This window comes from Rhizobacter sp. SG703 (assembly GCF_012275445.1).
In the GTDB taxonomy this organism is placed as follows: Bacteria; Pseudomonadota; Gammaproteobacteria; order Burkholderiales; family Burkholderiaceae_C; genus Rhizobacter.
In genome coordinates this window covers 310,241-324,435 of the sequence record NZ_JAAZQK010000003.1, presented here as the reverse complement: position 1 = coordinate 324,435, position 14,195 = coordinate 310,241, and the positions used below count along the sequence as shown (strand labels likewise).

Sequence of the window (14,195 nt, the reverse complement as noted above, 5' to 3'; positions counted from 1 at the left end):
TGTCAGGCTCCCATGGAGGTGGTGGCTGCCGTATCCGGCAGCAGCACGTAAAGACCCATCACATCTACCGGCAGGCTGGCGGTGACCTGGTAGCTGCCGCGGCTGTCGGCTGCCTCACGCACGCGGCGGTGGTCCTGCAGCAAGGCCTGGGCACGAGCTTTGGCGATGGCTTCGAGCTGCGGTTGCCAGGATGGCAAGGCGTCGAGCGCGGACTGCAACTGTCGGTCGCGCAGCGGCACGGGCAGATTGCGGGTAGCTTCGGCACCCAGCAGGGCACGGGTCTGGTCAGGCAGCAATTCAGCGAAGGGCTCGGCACCGCTGGCCGAGACAGCAACGGCCTCTTCGCACATCAAAAGCCGTGAGTTGGTGCCATGCGTGACCGTCAGTTGATGCCGGATGCGCAGCAGCAGCACGGTGGTCTTCAGCGAAACCCGACCCACAAACGCGACGCCGGCACGCGCGACTTGGGCGTCGTCGGCGTTGCTCGGTGCATCGTCCAGTGCTTGCTCTAGCAGCGTGTCGGCCAGCACAGCCACCAGCGGGTGGGTGCGGTGAACAAAGGCAGCGCCTTGCGCGGCAAGCTGCTTGAAGTCGATGCGCAGAGTGCCCGCCATACCCTCAGCCGCCAGGCGCTCACGAACGGCAGCGGGCAGATGCTCGGTGAGCAGCTTGAAATAGTGCTTCACTGGCTGAAGGGGCGCCCCAAGTTGGGCGGCAGCGCGGCTGACAAAGCGCTCAACATCAGCTTCACCACCGAGCGAGACGGCAGACTTGCGCCACTCCGGCAGCACGTCTTCGGGCTTCAGGCGGCGCTGGGCGAAGATGCTGCGGTTCTGCTTGGCCTTTTCCTTGGCGCTCTGCCAGGCGAGGTCGATTTCCTTGGCAGGTTCACCCCAGAGGTCGAGTTCGGCTTGGTAAGTCGTCGCGCTGCCCTTGCGCAGCAGCACGGCATTCATGAGCGCCTGGGTCAGCTTGCCTTCGTTGTCGGGCATAGGGACCAGTACGCCCAGCTCTTTGCGGATGCTCTCGGCCTTGCGCAGGATGACATGCAACACGGCGCCATCGACAGGGTTGTCCTCGCCATACAGCATAGTGCTGCGCACTTCGCGCGCCTTCTGGCCGAAACGGTCAACTCGGCCTTCGCGCTGCTCATGGCGGGTCGGGTTCCAACTCAGGTCGTAATGGACGACGGCAGTGAAGAGGCCTTGCAGGTTGATGCCCTCGGAGAGGCAGTCCGTGGCGACGAGGACACGGGTTTCGCTCTCGCCCAGCTGTTCGACTGCGGCTTCGCGCTCGTCCGGCGTCAGCTCTCCGGTCACGGCCTTGACCATGACCGACTTGAACTTCTCTTGCAGCGCTGCCGCCAAGTAATGCGCGGTGGCAATGTAGCGACAGAAAACAACCGGCTGGAAGCCGTCCTTCAGCAGCAGTGCCAAGTGCTCCTGCAGTTTGGCGAGCTTGGGGTCGTTCTGCTGGCCAGCCAACGCAGCAGCGCTGACCATCAGTACCTTGAGGCGTTGGCTGTCCTCGGTCTGCGCACCGGGCTCGATGTCGTCGGTGGACAGCGCGTCGTCGGTGCCGTCGAGCACGCGGTCGCTGGCCGTGGCTTCGAATTCTTCAAGCGAAGCGGTGTCATCTGTTTCGGCTTCACCTTGCGCGCCCATCAGGCGCGTGCGCAGTGCGTTGACGGCGGCTGCCGGCGACGAGGAGATGCAGCGCAAAAGGGCCAGTGCCGCCCACCAGTTCATGCGCTGCTCGCGCAGGCCCTGGCCTTCGGAGCGTTCGACCAACTCGCGCGCGTAGGCCAGCACGTCGTTGAACAGCTGGCCCCACGCGCCGGTGAGCTTGTAGGTCAGCTCAGCGGTGCGGCGGTCGGGGAACATCGACGTGTCTTGCCACTCGGCGATGTCGGGCCGGCGGCGCTGGACGAAGTGGCGCGACAGGTCTTCGCGCAGGTCAGTGCGTTGGCCAACGGGCAGGTCCTTGAGCTGGGTGAAGTCAGCGCGCAGCAGGCCGAGCAGGTTGAAGAAGGCCTCATCGTCGCCGCTGTGCGGCGTTGCGGTCAGCAGCACCAGGTGTCGCTCGGGCTGCGCGGCCAGACCCTTGAGCAGTTGGTAGCGCTGCTGCCGACCCTGACCGGCCTGGGTGCACGTGTGGGCCTCATCGACGATGACGAACTCTGGACAGGAGCGCTGGAAGGTTTCGCGGCGGCGCTCTGACTTGATGTAGTCGAGGCTGACGACGGTGAACGGGTGGGCATGGAACAGCGAGGTGCCGGGCGGGAGGTCTCGCTCCAATCGGTCGGCCGAGTTTGACCGGACCACCGCTGCTTGAATATGGAAGCGCTCGGAGAGCTCGCGCTGCCACTGCTCGCACAGGTGTGGCGGGCACAACACCGTCATTCTCTGAATTTCGCCGCGGTCAAGCAGCTCGCGGGCGATGAGGGCACCTTCGATGGTCTTGCCAACGCCCACGTCGTCGGCGACCAGCAAGCGCACCGTGGGCTGCTTGAGCGCCATCAGCAATGGCACCAGCTGGTAGGCGCGGGGTTCGATGGCTATGTTGCCGAAGCTGCGGAAGGGACCCGCACCGCTGCGCAGCTTGAGTTGCAGTGCGTCGAGTAGCAGCTGACTGGCCGCGTGGTTGCGAGCTTGCGCGATGTTCGGCCAAGGAAAGGTAGCTGGCTGGACAGGCTGGCGCTCAAGTGGCAGGTAGATGAGGGTTTCGTCCCGTTCACCACCGCCCAAGGAGCGCAAGCGCAGCGTTTCGGTGTCTGACTCGGGCAGCACTATCCATTCACGACCACGGGCCGCGACGAGGCTGCCCGGAAGGAATTCCGGCGTAGGGGCATTCATGTCGTATCAGGGCTTGCCAGGACCAAAGAGGTCGGCGTTGTTCTTGAAGATGTCTGGCCAGCGAGCCGCCTCCTTGGGGAAGCGCACCACCAAAACACCCAGCTCGTCGAGCGAGCGGTCGATGGCACCATCCTTCGCGCGTTGGGCATCGGCTTCGTGATGCGGACCGTCGATGAAGACGGCGAGGTTCAGGTCGTCGTAGAAGAAGTCGGCGGAGGCCTTAGCGCCGGCCGCGCCGAGAACGACCGTGTGCTGCCCACGGTCGGGCTTGCGATAGCCCTGCTCATTCACGTGGTCCAGCCAGGCCTGTTCGAGTGAGCTGCCCGCGGTGCGCGCGAGTTGCGCATCGTGCTCGACAGGCTCCCTCCCTTGTGTTCCTTGATGGGCACGCGCCTGCGTCAGGCGGCACAGGATGTCGAGCAAGAGTCCACCGGCATCTTTGTCCTTGCGGTCGATGAGAGTGTGGTCGGGTTGGTTGTAGTACGACAGCAGGCAGCGGTAGCAGCCGGCCTCGCACAAGGGCTTGCCGTCGTGGTCGAGCTCTTCGGTCAGCGTCTTTTTGGACCAAACCTGGCCGGTCGAAGGAGGCATGAAGTGCAGAACCTCGAGGGCCTTCGCAGCAACGGCTGCTAAAGCGTCAGGCTCGGTGGCCAGGCGAGTCAGCACGCCCGCACCGCCTTCGGCAGCCTCGAACAGAAGGATGGACTGGCGGTTGTCGCGCGTGGGCAGCGGCTCGGCCATCAACTCGCTCTCTTCGAGCTGGTAGACCGCTTCAATGCCGCGCTTGAGCGCGTACTGCAGGGTGGTCAGCGTGTCGGCCGAGAGTTCGCCCAGGCGGTAGTGCGGGCGCACGATGAGAATGTTCCGCCGGTCTTCGACGTAGGGGACGATGCGCTGTGGTGGTGTCTTGTCCGGCGGTGCCTCCGCTTCGCCCTCCTTCTCTCCATTGCCGTCGTCGACACCGCCTACCCAGTGGCCCGTCACAGGATTCATCATGAATCCCTGGATGGACTTCTCTTTGCGCCGACGCCAACCGAAATTCATGCGCCAGACGGTTGCCGCTGGACCGTACTGCATTTCAAGCAGCGGCCCCTGGTCGTCCTCGACCACCGTGGTGACCATCTGCAACTTGCCTTCGGCCAGGGCGAACTGCAGCGTGGTCTGCATCTCGTAACCCTGGCGCACCCGCTCCTCCTCGTTGGCTGTGATGCGTTCGGCGCGTTTGGTCGAGACGTTTTCGATACGGTACAGGTTCTTGATTTCCTGGGCTCCGGACAGCGAGGCACCGCAGGACACACAGCGGTCGGCATCGCGCTGCGAGCGGAAGTGCCCATAGCCGCAAGCCGGGCACAGGCGAGCAATCTCGGTGGGCAGCTTGGCGCCTTCACTGACCTGGTCTGAACCCGTGATGGTCAGCAGCGCTTTGATAACGCGGTACTGGCTGCCCTCGTGATAGATGAGGCTGTAAGGGCCGAACTCGCCCAGCGCCAGGAATCGCGGGCGCGACAGAAAGCTCTCGCGGCCAATGGAGCCGCGCCGCGCAGGCAAGTAGGCCAACAGCGGCAAGCGCGGGAAGTTGTAGCCCGGCAGGAAGCCTTGGCTGGCCAGGTAGCGGTAGGTGTAAAAGTCGCTGTTAAAGGCGCTGTCACCAGCCAGAAGCAGGTCGCGCTGCTTGCGAGCTTCGTTGTGGCGCTGCTGGGCCTCGCGGCGCTCACGCTCACTGGCAGCCGGGTTGTTTTCAATCTTGAAGTTCAGCTCAATGGCTTGCGCTGTGGCGCGGTACAGGTCACGCCAGCGCTGGAGGGCTCCGCCGAACTCGTGATACGCCCGCTGGAACACCGTCTCGGCCCACTGCTCGGTGTACCAAGGCGCGTTCTGGGGCGTGAGTTCGCTGGTCAACATGCCCAGGACCTTCAGGCCACGTTGATGCGCGCGTTTCTTGGCTTCCGGTTTGTCCAGTTCGGTGGCCATCTCCTCGGTCACAGGCAAAGCCTCCGGCAGGTTCATGTCCAGCAGGTCGCGCACGCTGTTGCCCAGGCGCTTGCCGGTCTCGGCCAACCAGATGGCGTGCATGTGACTCTTGACCAGTTCCAGGTTGGCCAAGTCGAGCGTCGGCGCATTCACTTGCCCGTGCACCATGCGCACCGGGTCGCGGAAGTAGTACTGGTCGTGCGGCGACTGGCTGGCGCAATACGTGATGACCAACGCCGGTTGCCCTGCACGCCCGGCACGGCCGCTGCGCTGGGCGTAGTTGGCCGGGGTGGGCGGCACGTTTCGCATGTAGACGGTGTTCAGCGACGAGATGTCGACGCCAAGCTCCATCGTGGGTGAGCAGAACAGGACCGGCAGCCATTCAAGGTCGACGCCGTTTTTGCCGCGCCATTCCGCGCGGTCCTTATCGGTGAAGCGGAAGCGTGCCTCGCGCTCCATTCGGTCGTCTTGCTCAACCTGGGCGGTGTGCTCGCGGGCCTCGAATTCGAAGAGCTGATGCACAGGGCTGTCGAGCAGCCCGGCGATGTTCAAGTACAGGCTGCGGAAGAAGGCGTTGTCTTCGGCCTGGCGTTTGCTCTCGCCGGACCCGAGCTCCCATTGCAACGCGGTGCCGTTCAGCTGCCAACCCAACACGCCGAAATCTGTCTCCTCGCGCTTGACCATGCCGTAGGACTCTGCAGCCTTCAGCAACGCCTGGATGACATCCGGATAGGTCTGGTCGTTGATGTGCTTGTAGTAAGGGTTGCTGCCGCCCCACGTGCTGCCCTGACGAAGCAGCTTGCCCAGGCGCGAGCGGCTGGAGCCGATGACCAAGAAGTCCTCGACCAGTACGCGGCGACCCCGGCGGTCGGTCTCTTCACGCGGGCGAGAGGTAGCAAACCAACGGGACGGCACCGGCCGCTCGTCTTCGGTGAAGCCCCAGGGCTCGCACAGGTTGGCGTAGCTTTGGGTGCGTAGCTGTTCAAGTTCGGTGCGGTCGAGGTAGCGCGTGGCAATGCACAGGCCCTGGCGCATGAATTCAAATAGGGCTCGCAGTACCGTGGCCCGCTCGGCCGGGTTGGCCGCTTGCAGTACCTGTGGCGCCTCGGCCCACTCGGAGGCATCCGCCGCCAGGTCGTCGATGTCTTGGTAGCCGATGCGAATCAGGCCAAGCTGTTCCAGGTTGGGGTTGTTGAAGCGCCAACCGCGACGCAAGTCGAAGTAGCTGCGGTAGCCGAGGATGCCGCGCATGGCCTCCTGCACTTGCCGCCGCGTGTTGCCCTTGACCTCGGGTTGCTGCATGTACTCGGCCCGTACCGACGGGTCTTCGCGGTTAAACCCAAGCGCCTCGAAGACGGCGTTGGCCACCTCACTCTCCGACAGCGCGTTACTACCCGCCTTACGCACCGCCGAAAGCAGCGCCGACCGCGTCAGCAGCACCTGCAGGAAATCGTTGAAGTGACCCGCCTGCAGCGCGGCATCTTGCCGGTTATCGGAGAAGCCAAGAACCTTCTTGGCATCCGCAGACAGTTGCTGGTCCTGTTCGTACAGGTAACGCAAGGCCGACAACGTGAGCATGGTTGTCGCCGAGCTGCGGCCTTCGCCCGACAGCGACGTCAAGCGCAGTGCATCTTTGCCCGAGGTCGTGTGCGACACCCCGCAAGCAAGGCAGAAGCGGAAAGCACCGGGAATGAACCAAGCTGGCAGGCCGCTGACGGTGCTGACCCCGCCGTCCGGCCGAACCTTGAGCGCTTGGGGGACGAACTTGCGTTGACCAGACTTGATGCGCCACTCGCCGTCTGCGCGCTCCTCAAGCCAAGACTCTGGATAGCGCTCCAGGGATTCCGGGTCCCAGAGACCGCGTCCATCGGGCATCAGGAAGCCGAACTTGACCTGCTCGTCGTCGCTCTGCCGCTCTTCGATGCTGCGGACGTTGAAGGTTCGACCCTCGTGACCGTCCGTGTCCCAGACCGGGATGTACTCCTGGCCGCAGTCGCGGCAGAAGTGCACGTGGTAGTAGCGCCGTTGCCGGTCGTCGTCACCTGAAACGAACTGCTGACCATCGAGCGTGATGGCACGGCGCCCAGCCTCTTCCAGCGTGGTGTAGACCTTGCCACCGCCTGCGATGAACTGATGGAGCTTGAATGCGAACAGGCTCTTGCCTGCTCCATCGGTGACGGCATAGGCGCGCAGCATGAACTGCTGCAGGTAGGCCAGGCAGCGTTCGATGGGCTCGCTGGAGGCTTCGTGCAGCAGCTTGGCGGCATCGGCCAGCGTGCGCGGCCGGGCACGCTGTGGCTTGTCGTCTTTGTAGGACAGGCCCAGCGTCAATTCGACCCAGACCGACATCGGGTGCGCTGCCAAGGCATTGAAGTCGAGGTCGGTTGGGACACCAGCCCGGATGGCCGGGCCCAGGCTATTCCGGACGGACTCGAGCGTCTGGCTCTCTGGCGTCGTGCGTCGCAGGGTCTCGGTGATGACGTTTCGGTCGGCGATGGGGGTGCCGAACAGCCGGCGCGCCACCTTTGCGACGACTGCATTGCGCTCCATCTGGCTGCCGTCGGACGCCATCGTGGCCGACGTGCCGATGCAGATGAGCTCGTCGGCCAGCGCTTCGCGGACGCGGCGCACCAGCAGAGCCACATCGGCACCTTGACGACCCCGGTAGGTGTGAAGTTCGTCGAGCACCAGGAAACGCAAGCCCTTGGCGTTGCGCATCACGGCCTTGTCGATGTCGTTCTGCCGGGTCATCAGCAGCTCGAGCATCATGAAGTTGGTCAGCAGAATGTCCGGTGGCTTGGCGGCCATGGCCTGCCGCTCCTCGTCGGACTCCTGTCCGGTGTAACGGCCAAAGCTCACGGCGCGAGTTGCTGCGTCCGACCCCAGGAACTTCTTCAACTCTTCAAGCTGCGAGTTGGCCAACGCATTCATCGGGTAGATGACGATGGCGCGGGTTCGCGGTGTTGGGTCAGCCTTTTTCGCCTTGAGGCAGGCGTCGACGACCGGGATGAAATAGCTGAGGGACTTGCCCGAGCCCGTTCCAGTGGTCAGCACATAGCTCTCGCCGGCAAGCGCCAGGCTGATGGCCTCTCCCTGGTGCTTGTGCAGGGGCAGCGCGACACCGGCAGAACTTGCTGACTTTCCCAGACGGAAGATGGAAGAGCACTCTGGGCTGAGCTGCCCAGCCTGCACAAGCTCATCGACCGTGCCACCCGACCTGTAGTTCGGGTTGATTTGGATGAGCGGCTCGGGCCAGTACCTTTGGCTGGCGTACTGGGCGTTCACATGTTCGCGAATGTCATCGGCACGAATGCGCGTAAAACTGCGCGTGAACTGCTCGTACTCGTTGACGATGTGTTCGCGGAATTTAAAGACATCCATCCCAGCTCCCCAGATTTTTTTTAAGTGCGGCTCTGCGTCCGCTCTCGTTGCGCTCGTTACTTGTCGAGTTCGGCTGCAGCCCGCTCTCGAATTGGTTCGACTCATCGTCCGCTAGGCGACGGACTTTCGTTCGCCTCTGATTCGTCGAGGCGACTGCGCGATTCCCGTCCTCCCCTGTACCACCCCGTGAGCTTTGCAGTACTCCAACACCATCACCTCGACCATGGTGGCGAGACTTCGCCGCTCCTTTTCTGCGGCGGCTACCAGAGCGGCCTTCACGTCCGGCGGGACGCGGATGCTGACGACTTCAGTTTTGGTGACGGCCACGAGGAACTCCTGTATGGAAAACGCTAGCGTTTTGCGACAGTATCCAACACAAGCTGTTACTCGACCATCTGGTTCACCCGAAGCGGCCACGAAATGAGCGTCAAGGGGTTCAGCGTGGCTGACCGTAGGTTCGCCCCGTCCTGCTGGGCTCTTGCGAGCGTCGAGCCCGAGCGCCAACCCGGCGCAGGGTCAGGCTGCTGCTTTGGTCAGCCCGAGCCAAGCCCAACAGGGCGCCGGCTCGACGGGCGACCCGCCAGGGGCGGCCAATGGGTCGTAGAGAGGTCGTAGGCAGCACGCCCGGCAGTTGACGGTTCCAGTGTTCATGCGGGCTAGCGTCCGACTTGTAGGGGGAAACTCCCTTTCTGGAACGGGGAGCTACTCCCTTTCGAGCCGGGGAGAAACTCTCCTTCTGTGCTTGGCTGGGTCAGTCAAACGGATGCGCCGACCGCAAGATAAAACTCGGGTCTATAGGTCCAGACGACTTCTCATGGAGCGCTGGATGGCTTCCCTCTACTACACCCAATACCGCAGCAAGAGCAGCGTGACGCCCGCCGGGCTGCACGTCTACCGCTCGCGGTACGACAGCGCCATCAAGAAGGTGGTCAAAGCGAGGCTCGGCGTCATGCCGATGACCGGTGCTGGCTTGCCGCCCGACTTGGTCGGACGACTGCCACCAGACGAACTACGCGAAGTTCTGGCCAAGGCCGAAGCGGTCGCGAGCGCCACGGTTTTAGACCTGCGTGCCCGCGCCGACTTGCTTGAGCGAGGACTTCGTACGTGAGCAAGGATGGCACGCATGTCATTTTTCCGACGGGCAGGCAGGGTCGGGTCCCCTATCCGCGCAGCCTTGCGGGCGCTCCGCTCTTCTGTTTGGCCAGGCGCGGCAGCGAGAGCGAGCTGGCCACTCTGGAAGAGGTCGAGGTTCAAATGGGTGTGGCCAGCAATGTACGCATCCGGCGTTGGGGCGCGGGCCTGACTGCCGAGCACCAGGATGTGCTACTCGCAATCTTCCGGAAGCTTGCTGGCCTCGAGGCGACGCTGAACGCCGAGACCAACCATCAGCAACGGGCCTACGTGGAAGTCCAGTTCTCGGCCAAAGAACTTTTGGACATCCTCACCAAAACCTACAACAAGCAGAACCGTGACTGGTTGCGCCGCCGACTCAAGGATTTATCGCGTTCGCATCTGACTGTCTGCGCGGCCGACGCCAAACCGGACTCGTGGCCACTCTTCTCGGGATGCATCCTGCAGTTCCGCGCACGCGAAAAGCTGACCCAGGGCGTGCGCTGCAGCGTGTCCATTCCTATCGAATTCGTGCGGCTCTTTCAGCACATGGGGTACGGGCAAATCGACCTGGAGCAACGCAGAAAGCTGGGTTCCTCCCAGCTGGCCAGGCTGCTGCAGGCACACATCGAATGCCTGAAGGACCGACGGACGAACGCCTTCTTCACATATTCGGTCTCGAAGTGGATGGAGCTCACCGGAACGAAGTCGACCGAAGAGAACTTCGGCAGCGACCTGAGGAAAGCGCTTAAAAAGCTGAAGGAGGCCGAGTTCCTGGCTGACTACAGCGTGGCCCGCGGTAAGGTCCAGCTGACCCTACCGCGAGCTAGTCGCGACGCAGCTCAGCACGTTCACAGGTTGCCAGCGCCTGTCGCCTTGACGCGCCAGCCATCGGTTCGACTTGAGGGGACACGGCTGAGACTTGGCGAAGAAGTGCCGTCCATTCAAGAGCTACTCGGCGAGGCCCCATGGTCGAATCCACTGCCTGTCGAGGTCTACTTCGACGGGCAACTCAAGGCAATGATGCGGCTCTATCCCAAGGTATACGCGAATCGGACCGATTTGCCCCCCATCTTGGCGCGGGTCGAAACTGAATTGGCAAGGCGAGATGCATCGCCAAAGCATGTGCAGACGTAGAACAACTGCGTACGACGGTGGTTCAACCAACCTCCCTGTCGCTTCCCCCGACCAGAGCCCCCAACACGGACGGTGTTCTTGCGGCATCACCCCGACGGCATGAGCCGTAGGAAAGACCTTTCGGTCCATGCGCGGCGCCACCGCGTCCAACGAATCGAGCCCCTCTGCCACAAGGCAGGGGGCCCGTCGAATCAGTCGGCTGGGTCAGCTCGGCTTGCGCCCAAGGTGCCTTTCGGTACGCAGTTCCAGTGCAGCCTCGACCTCTGCCGGCAGCAGCAGCGACACGCTGACCTCAGTAGGCATTTCCGGTCGGTCGCCGTCGACTGAAGTGCTGGCCGCAGCGTTCCAGGCGACGAGCGTGAATGCTTCCTCGAGGAAGCCGACCAAGTCCACAGGGGGGTCAGTTTCACACTGCATCAGGTGCTCAATCGCTGCAAGCGGAACGTCGGATGTCGCGAGAAACGTTCGGTCCGATGCTGCGTCGGCAACCGACATCATCATCGTCCCGCCGTCGCGCAGCGAGCCCAACCATTGGGCCGTCAACGCGCCCAGCATCGGAACGCACACCCGGTGTTGCCACCCAGTAGCATTTATGGTGAAGACGATGTATGGCCGTCCGGACGGAGCTCGCGCCACCATCACTTGGTTCGGAACTCCTTCGGCACGGGCGGCGAGTGCGAGCTGCCACATCTCACCAGGCACTTCCGTGCAGAGGCACCAACTGCCTTGCAGCTGCGCCTTGAGCTCGGGACGCTCCCGAGAAACTCGCTCGAGCTGCTTGGGAGACATCAGGCGCGAGTGCGTGATGCGCCCTGCTGCCGCACCAGCGGCCATCGCCAATGCAAGTTCTTGGCGGGGGCTTGCTTCAGTCATGTTTATCCTTGATACGCGCCTCCATCGGCGCAAGACGTGTAGCAAGGGAAACTGGGGACCTGAAATTGGCGCGGGCCGGCGAGAAGCCAAACGCTTCATAGGCTTTTGTGTGAGCAGAGGGAGGAGCCATATGGGACTGGCTGTCGGCGTTGACGGTTGCAAGTTCGGCTGGATTGCGGTGACTGATGGCAAAGACCGAGAACTGCAGTACGCCCTATTCAGCTCACTTGAGGCGCTGTCGGAATACCATCGCGATGCCGAGCGGGTGTTCGTCGACATCCCCATTGGATTGCCTTGGCAAGACTGCCCAAGACGCCCCTGCGACGTGATAGCTCGGCGAACCCTGGGGCCCCGTCACGTGTGTGTCTTTACGCCCCCCTGCCGTGCCGCGACTCGGCTTAGAGACAAGCTTGATGCACGCAAGGTGAACATGAGCGAGCTGGGGCTTAGCCTGTCCGAGCAGGCGCTCGGTATCTGCCTGAAGGTGAACGAGGCTGACACCCTGATGCGCGCTGATGCCTCGGCCCGGGCCCGCTTCCGTGAGGTGCATCCCGAGGTTTGCTTCTGGGCACTGAACGGAGGCACACCACTGATGGACGGCAAGACCAAGTCAGCCGGCATCCGCGCTCGGCTGGACCTTCTCTTACGTCGAGAGCCTCGCTCGGCTCAGCTATTGCAGCTGGTCCTTCGCGAGCAACCTCGCACCCTCGTTAAGGCGGACGACGTTCTTGACGCCCTGGTTGCCTACGTCACTGCCGCAGAGGACCCGGCCAATGTGAGGTCCCTGCGGGGCGAGCCGCAGGTTGACGAGGAAGGGCTACCGATGGAGATGCTTTACATCGGTTCCGGTGGAATGGTCGGGTAGGTTCGGGAGGCTCTGTCAGCGCTGTGGCCCGGAAGCCCTCTTCCGCCTCACCGCCGGCAACCCATTGGCGAAGCCCGCATCTTGACCGAAGGCCGGCTCAACGCCTTTCATGGGGTCTGCCACGTACAGATGCTTAAGGTCGAGCCCGCCGTAGTGGAGCGACTGCATGGCCTCGACCAACAACGGGAACGGATACTGCCGCTCAGCAACCCTCATGTAGCCCCGCCCCGGCGTAGCGTCAGACACCCAATGCCCAGTCAGGGCATCACGCACCTCATCGCTGATGCCGGAATGGGTACACCATTGCCGAAACGAAAATCTGAAGCTGTGGAAGCAAAGGCGGTCGTCAGTCAGGCCGATGCTGTCGATGTAGCGAGAGAACCATTTACCCAACGCGTTTGACCATAGCTTGTACTTGTTGTCATTCCGCAGCGTCGGGAACAGTTGCTGCTTCCCTGCCCCGCGCACCGATGCGACGTAGACCAGGAACCCACAACGAATGAGCTCTTCGTGGATTGGCACGTATCGCCAGCTACCTTCGGTCTTGATGGCTTGACCCTCATCCAGTTCAGCGATTCTCAACGTCCACACTCCGTTGATGCGCGACACATCCTGCACGCTGGCTTGGCAGAGCTCTTCGATGCGCCCGCCAGTGAAAGCCGCAACCAGCGGGGCCCAGAAGCCAGCATCGGAAACCTGCCCTTGAGGACGGTAGTGCGATGTGTACAAGCGGGACGTAAAGAAGACATTGAGCTCCGCCAGTTCGTAGCCGCGACGGTCCTGACTACGCGCGCGCTTTGCGATGTCGATGTGGCAGTGTTCGAATGGGTTGAGGCTCCCTTGCGGTACGAGCCGCTGGGTGATTCCATGCCGGAAAATCGTCGCGAGCCCTCCCAGATAGTTTTCGGCGGTCTCCCGCGAGCACTCACGACCAGCAAGTCGCCCCACCAATGTGTCGGCATCCTCGCCCTGAATTGCAACGCACGGCAACGCACCAGCGACATGCTCGAACTCGGCTACAAACCCTCGGTAGGTGTCGACAGTGCGCTGATTCGTTTTATCACTCGCCCAATGCTCAAGGATGTCAAGCATCGTCGGCATTCGCCGCGGCGGCGGTGGCGCGTCCTTCGCCGTAGGCGTGACCCTGCCGCGCAGCCTCTCGAGCTGAACCTCAACGATGTGGATATCTCTTTGCAGCAGGCGCTGCAAGAAGCTCTTACGGACGGCGGAGCCTGGAGGCGCGAGCAATTGCTCCCCCGTTAAGAGCTCCTGCGCGGTCTCTTCGTACCCAGCAAAGTCTTCAGTCGCCGCTTGCTCGAGCATCTGCGCCAACGCCGATTCCAATTCCGCGTGTCGCTCAGCGCGCTCAACGACGGACAGACCGTTGCGCTCCTCGTCATCCGTAATCAGATGAGCGTGCTCGAAACGGTCGAGCAGCGGTTCGATGTGCGCATCAAGCAGGTACTTGCTTGTGCCAATGCCGCGCTGACGCACTTGTTCGCGCCTCACGACAGCGGCACCTTTCACCTGACGGGCTCTCGCCACCTCGGCGTCGAACGACTTTCGTTGAGTCTCGATAGCTTTGACTGCAACGTCGCGACTCGAGGTCTCCAGGGACTTCCAGATTTGCTTGGCCCCACCGAACGCCCATTGAATGGCGGCGGGAATCTTCCGCTTGAAGTAGTACCAGCCGTCGCGCTCATGCAGGTAAAGAACGCGCGGTATCGGAGCGGCTGGCATGCATGGCGAGCTGGCGTGAGTCTGGGTCGAAATGGCCATTGGGACTGCGTTGCAAAAGGGGGTTGAGGTCGAGGTTGGGTGACGCGCATCACTGAACGTCACTGTGCCGACCGCCCCGCGCGCTCGCAACGCCTGTTTCATCGGCTTTGTGAGCGCATTCACAGGTCAGGACCAACATCTACTCACGAATGTGAGCCGGCTCACATCCAAGGGAGCTCGCTTGCAGCTTCGACCGCGGCCACGGCGATGGCAGTCACCAGGCG

The 14,195-nt window shown here is 62.8% G+C and carries 8 protein-coding genes; 3 read left to right on the top strand and 5 right to left on the bottom strand.

The features are described from left to right. Positions 1–2: 2 nt before the first annotated feature. From FHT26_RS07100 to FHT26_RS07090, 3 genes are all read right to left on the bottom strand, one after another. Entirely contained in the window at positions 3–2,855 is a 2,853-nt protein-coding gene (locus tag FHT26_RS07100; protein ID WP_168559450.1) for a DUF8741 domain-containing protein, read from the bottom strand. Between the two features lie 6 nt (positions 2,856–2,861). Continuing rightward, complete coding sequence (locus tag FHT26_RS07095; protein ID WP_168559449.1) at positions 2,862–8,207, bottom strand: DEAD/DEAH box helicase; 5,346 nt, start codon at positions 8,205–8,207, stop codon at positions 2,862–2,864. 111 nt (positions 8,208–8,318) lie between these two features. Beyond that, a complete protein-coding gene (locus FHT26_RS07090) occupies positions 8,319–8,534 on the bottom strand; it encodes a ribbon-helix-helix protein, CopG family (protein WP_210427279.1) in 216 nt (71 codons plus the stop codon). Between the two features lie 499 nt (positions 8,535–9,033). Between FHT26_RS07090 and FHT26_RS07085 the strand changes: the two genes are divergently transcribed. Then, positions 9,034–9,315, top strand: coding sequence for a hypothetical protein (locus tag FHT26_RS07085; RefSeq protein WP_168559448.1), 282 nt, complete (start codon positions 9,034–9,036; stop codon positions 9,313–9,315). Next, complete coding sequence (locus FHT26_RS07080; RefSeq protein WP_168559447.1) at positions 9,312–10,454, top strand: hypothetical protein; 1,143 nt, start codon at positions 9,312–9,314, stop codon at positions 10,452–10,454. Before FHT26_RS07085 ends, FHT26_RS07080 begins: the two co-directional genes overlap by 4 nt. A gap of 204 nt (positions 10,455–10,658) precedes the next feature. On the opposite strand, the gene FHT26_RS07075 is transcribed toward FHT26_RS07080, so the two are convergent. Next, entirely contained in the window at positions 10,659–11,327 is a 669-nt protein-coding gene (locus FHT26_RS07075) for a hypothetical protein (RefSeq protein ID WP_168559446.1), read from the bottom strand. A 130-nt stretch (positions 11,328–11,457) separates the two neighbouring features. On the opposite strand from FHT26_RS07075, the gene FHT26_RS07070 reads away from it, so the two are divergent. Continuing rightward, on the top strand, positions 11,458–12,192 hold the full coding sequence (locus FHT26_RS07070) for a DUF429 domain-containing protein (protein ID WP_168559445.1): 735 nt from the start codon (positions 11,458–11,460) through the stop codon (positions 12,190–12,192). 15 nt (positions 12,193–12,207) lie between these two features. Here FHT26_RS07070 and FHT26_RS07065 read toward each other — a convergent pair whose 3' ends face one another. After that, positions 12,208–13,971: a site-specific integrase gene (locus FHT26_RS07065; RefSeq protein ID WP_168559444.1), complete on the bottom strand. Its 1,764-nt coding sequence runs from the start codon at positions 13,969–13,971 to the stop codon at positions 12,208–12,210. Between the last annotated feature and the right edge of the window lie 224 nt (positions 13,972–14,195).

Coding starts and splice junctions, on each gene's coding strand:
- FHT26_RS07095 (WP_168559449.1), bottom strand. CDS start 8,207: ATGGATGTCTTTAAATTCCGCGAACACATCGTCAACGAGTACGAGCAG.
- FHT26_RS07065 (WP_168559444.1), bottom strand. CDS start 13,971: ATGGCCATTTCGACCCAGACTCACGCCAGCTCGCCATGCATGCCAGCC.
- FHT26_RS07075 (WP_168559446.1), bottom strand. CDS start 11,327: ATGACTGAAGCAAGCCCCCGCCAAGAACTTGCATTGGCGATGGCCGCT.
- FHT26_RS07085 (WP_168559448.1), top strand. CDS start 9,034: ATGGCTTCCCTCTACTACACCCAATACCGCAGCAAGAGCAGCGTGACG.
- FHT26_RS07070 (WP_168559445.1), top strand. CDS start 11,458: ATGGGACTGGCTGTCGGCGTTGACGGTTGCAAGTTCGGCTGGATTGCG.
- FHT26_RS07100 (WP_168559450.1), bottom strand. CDS start 2,855: ATGAATGCCCCTACGCCGGAATTCCTTCCGGGCAGCCTCGTCGCGGCC.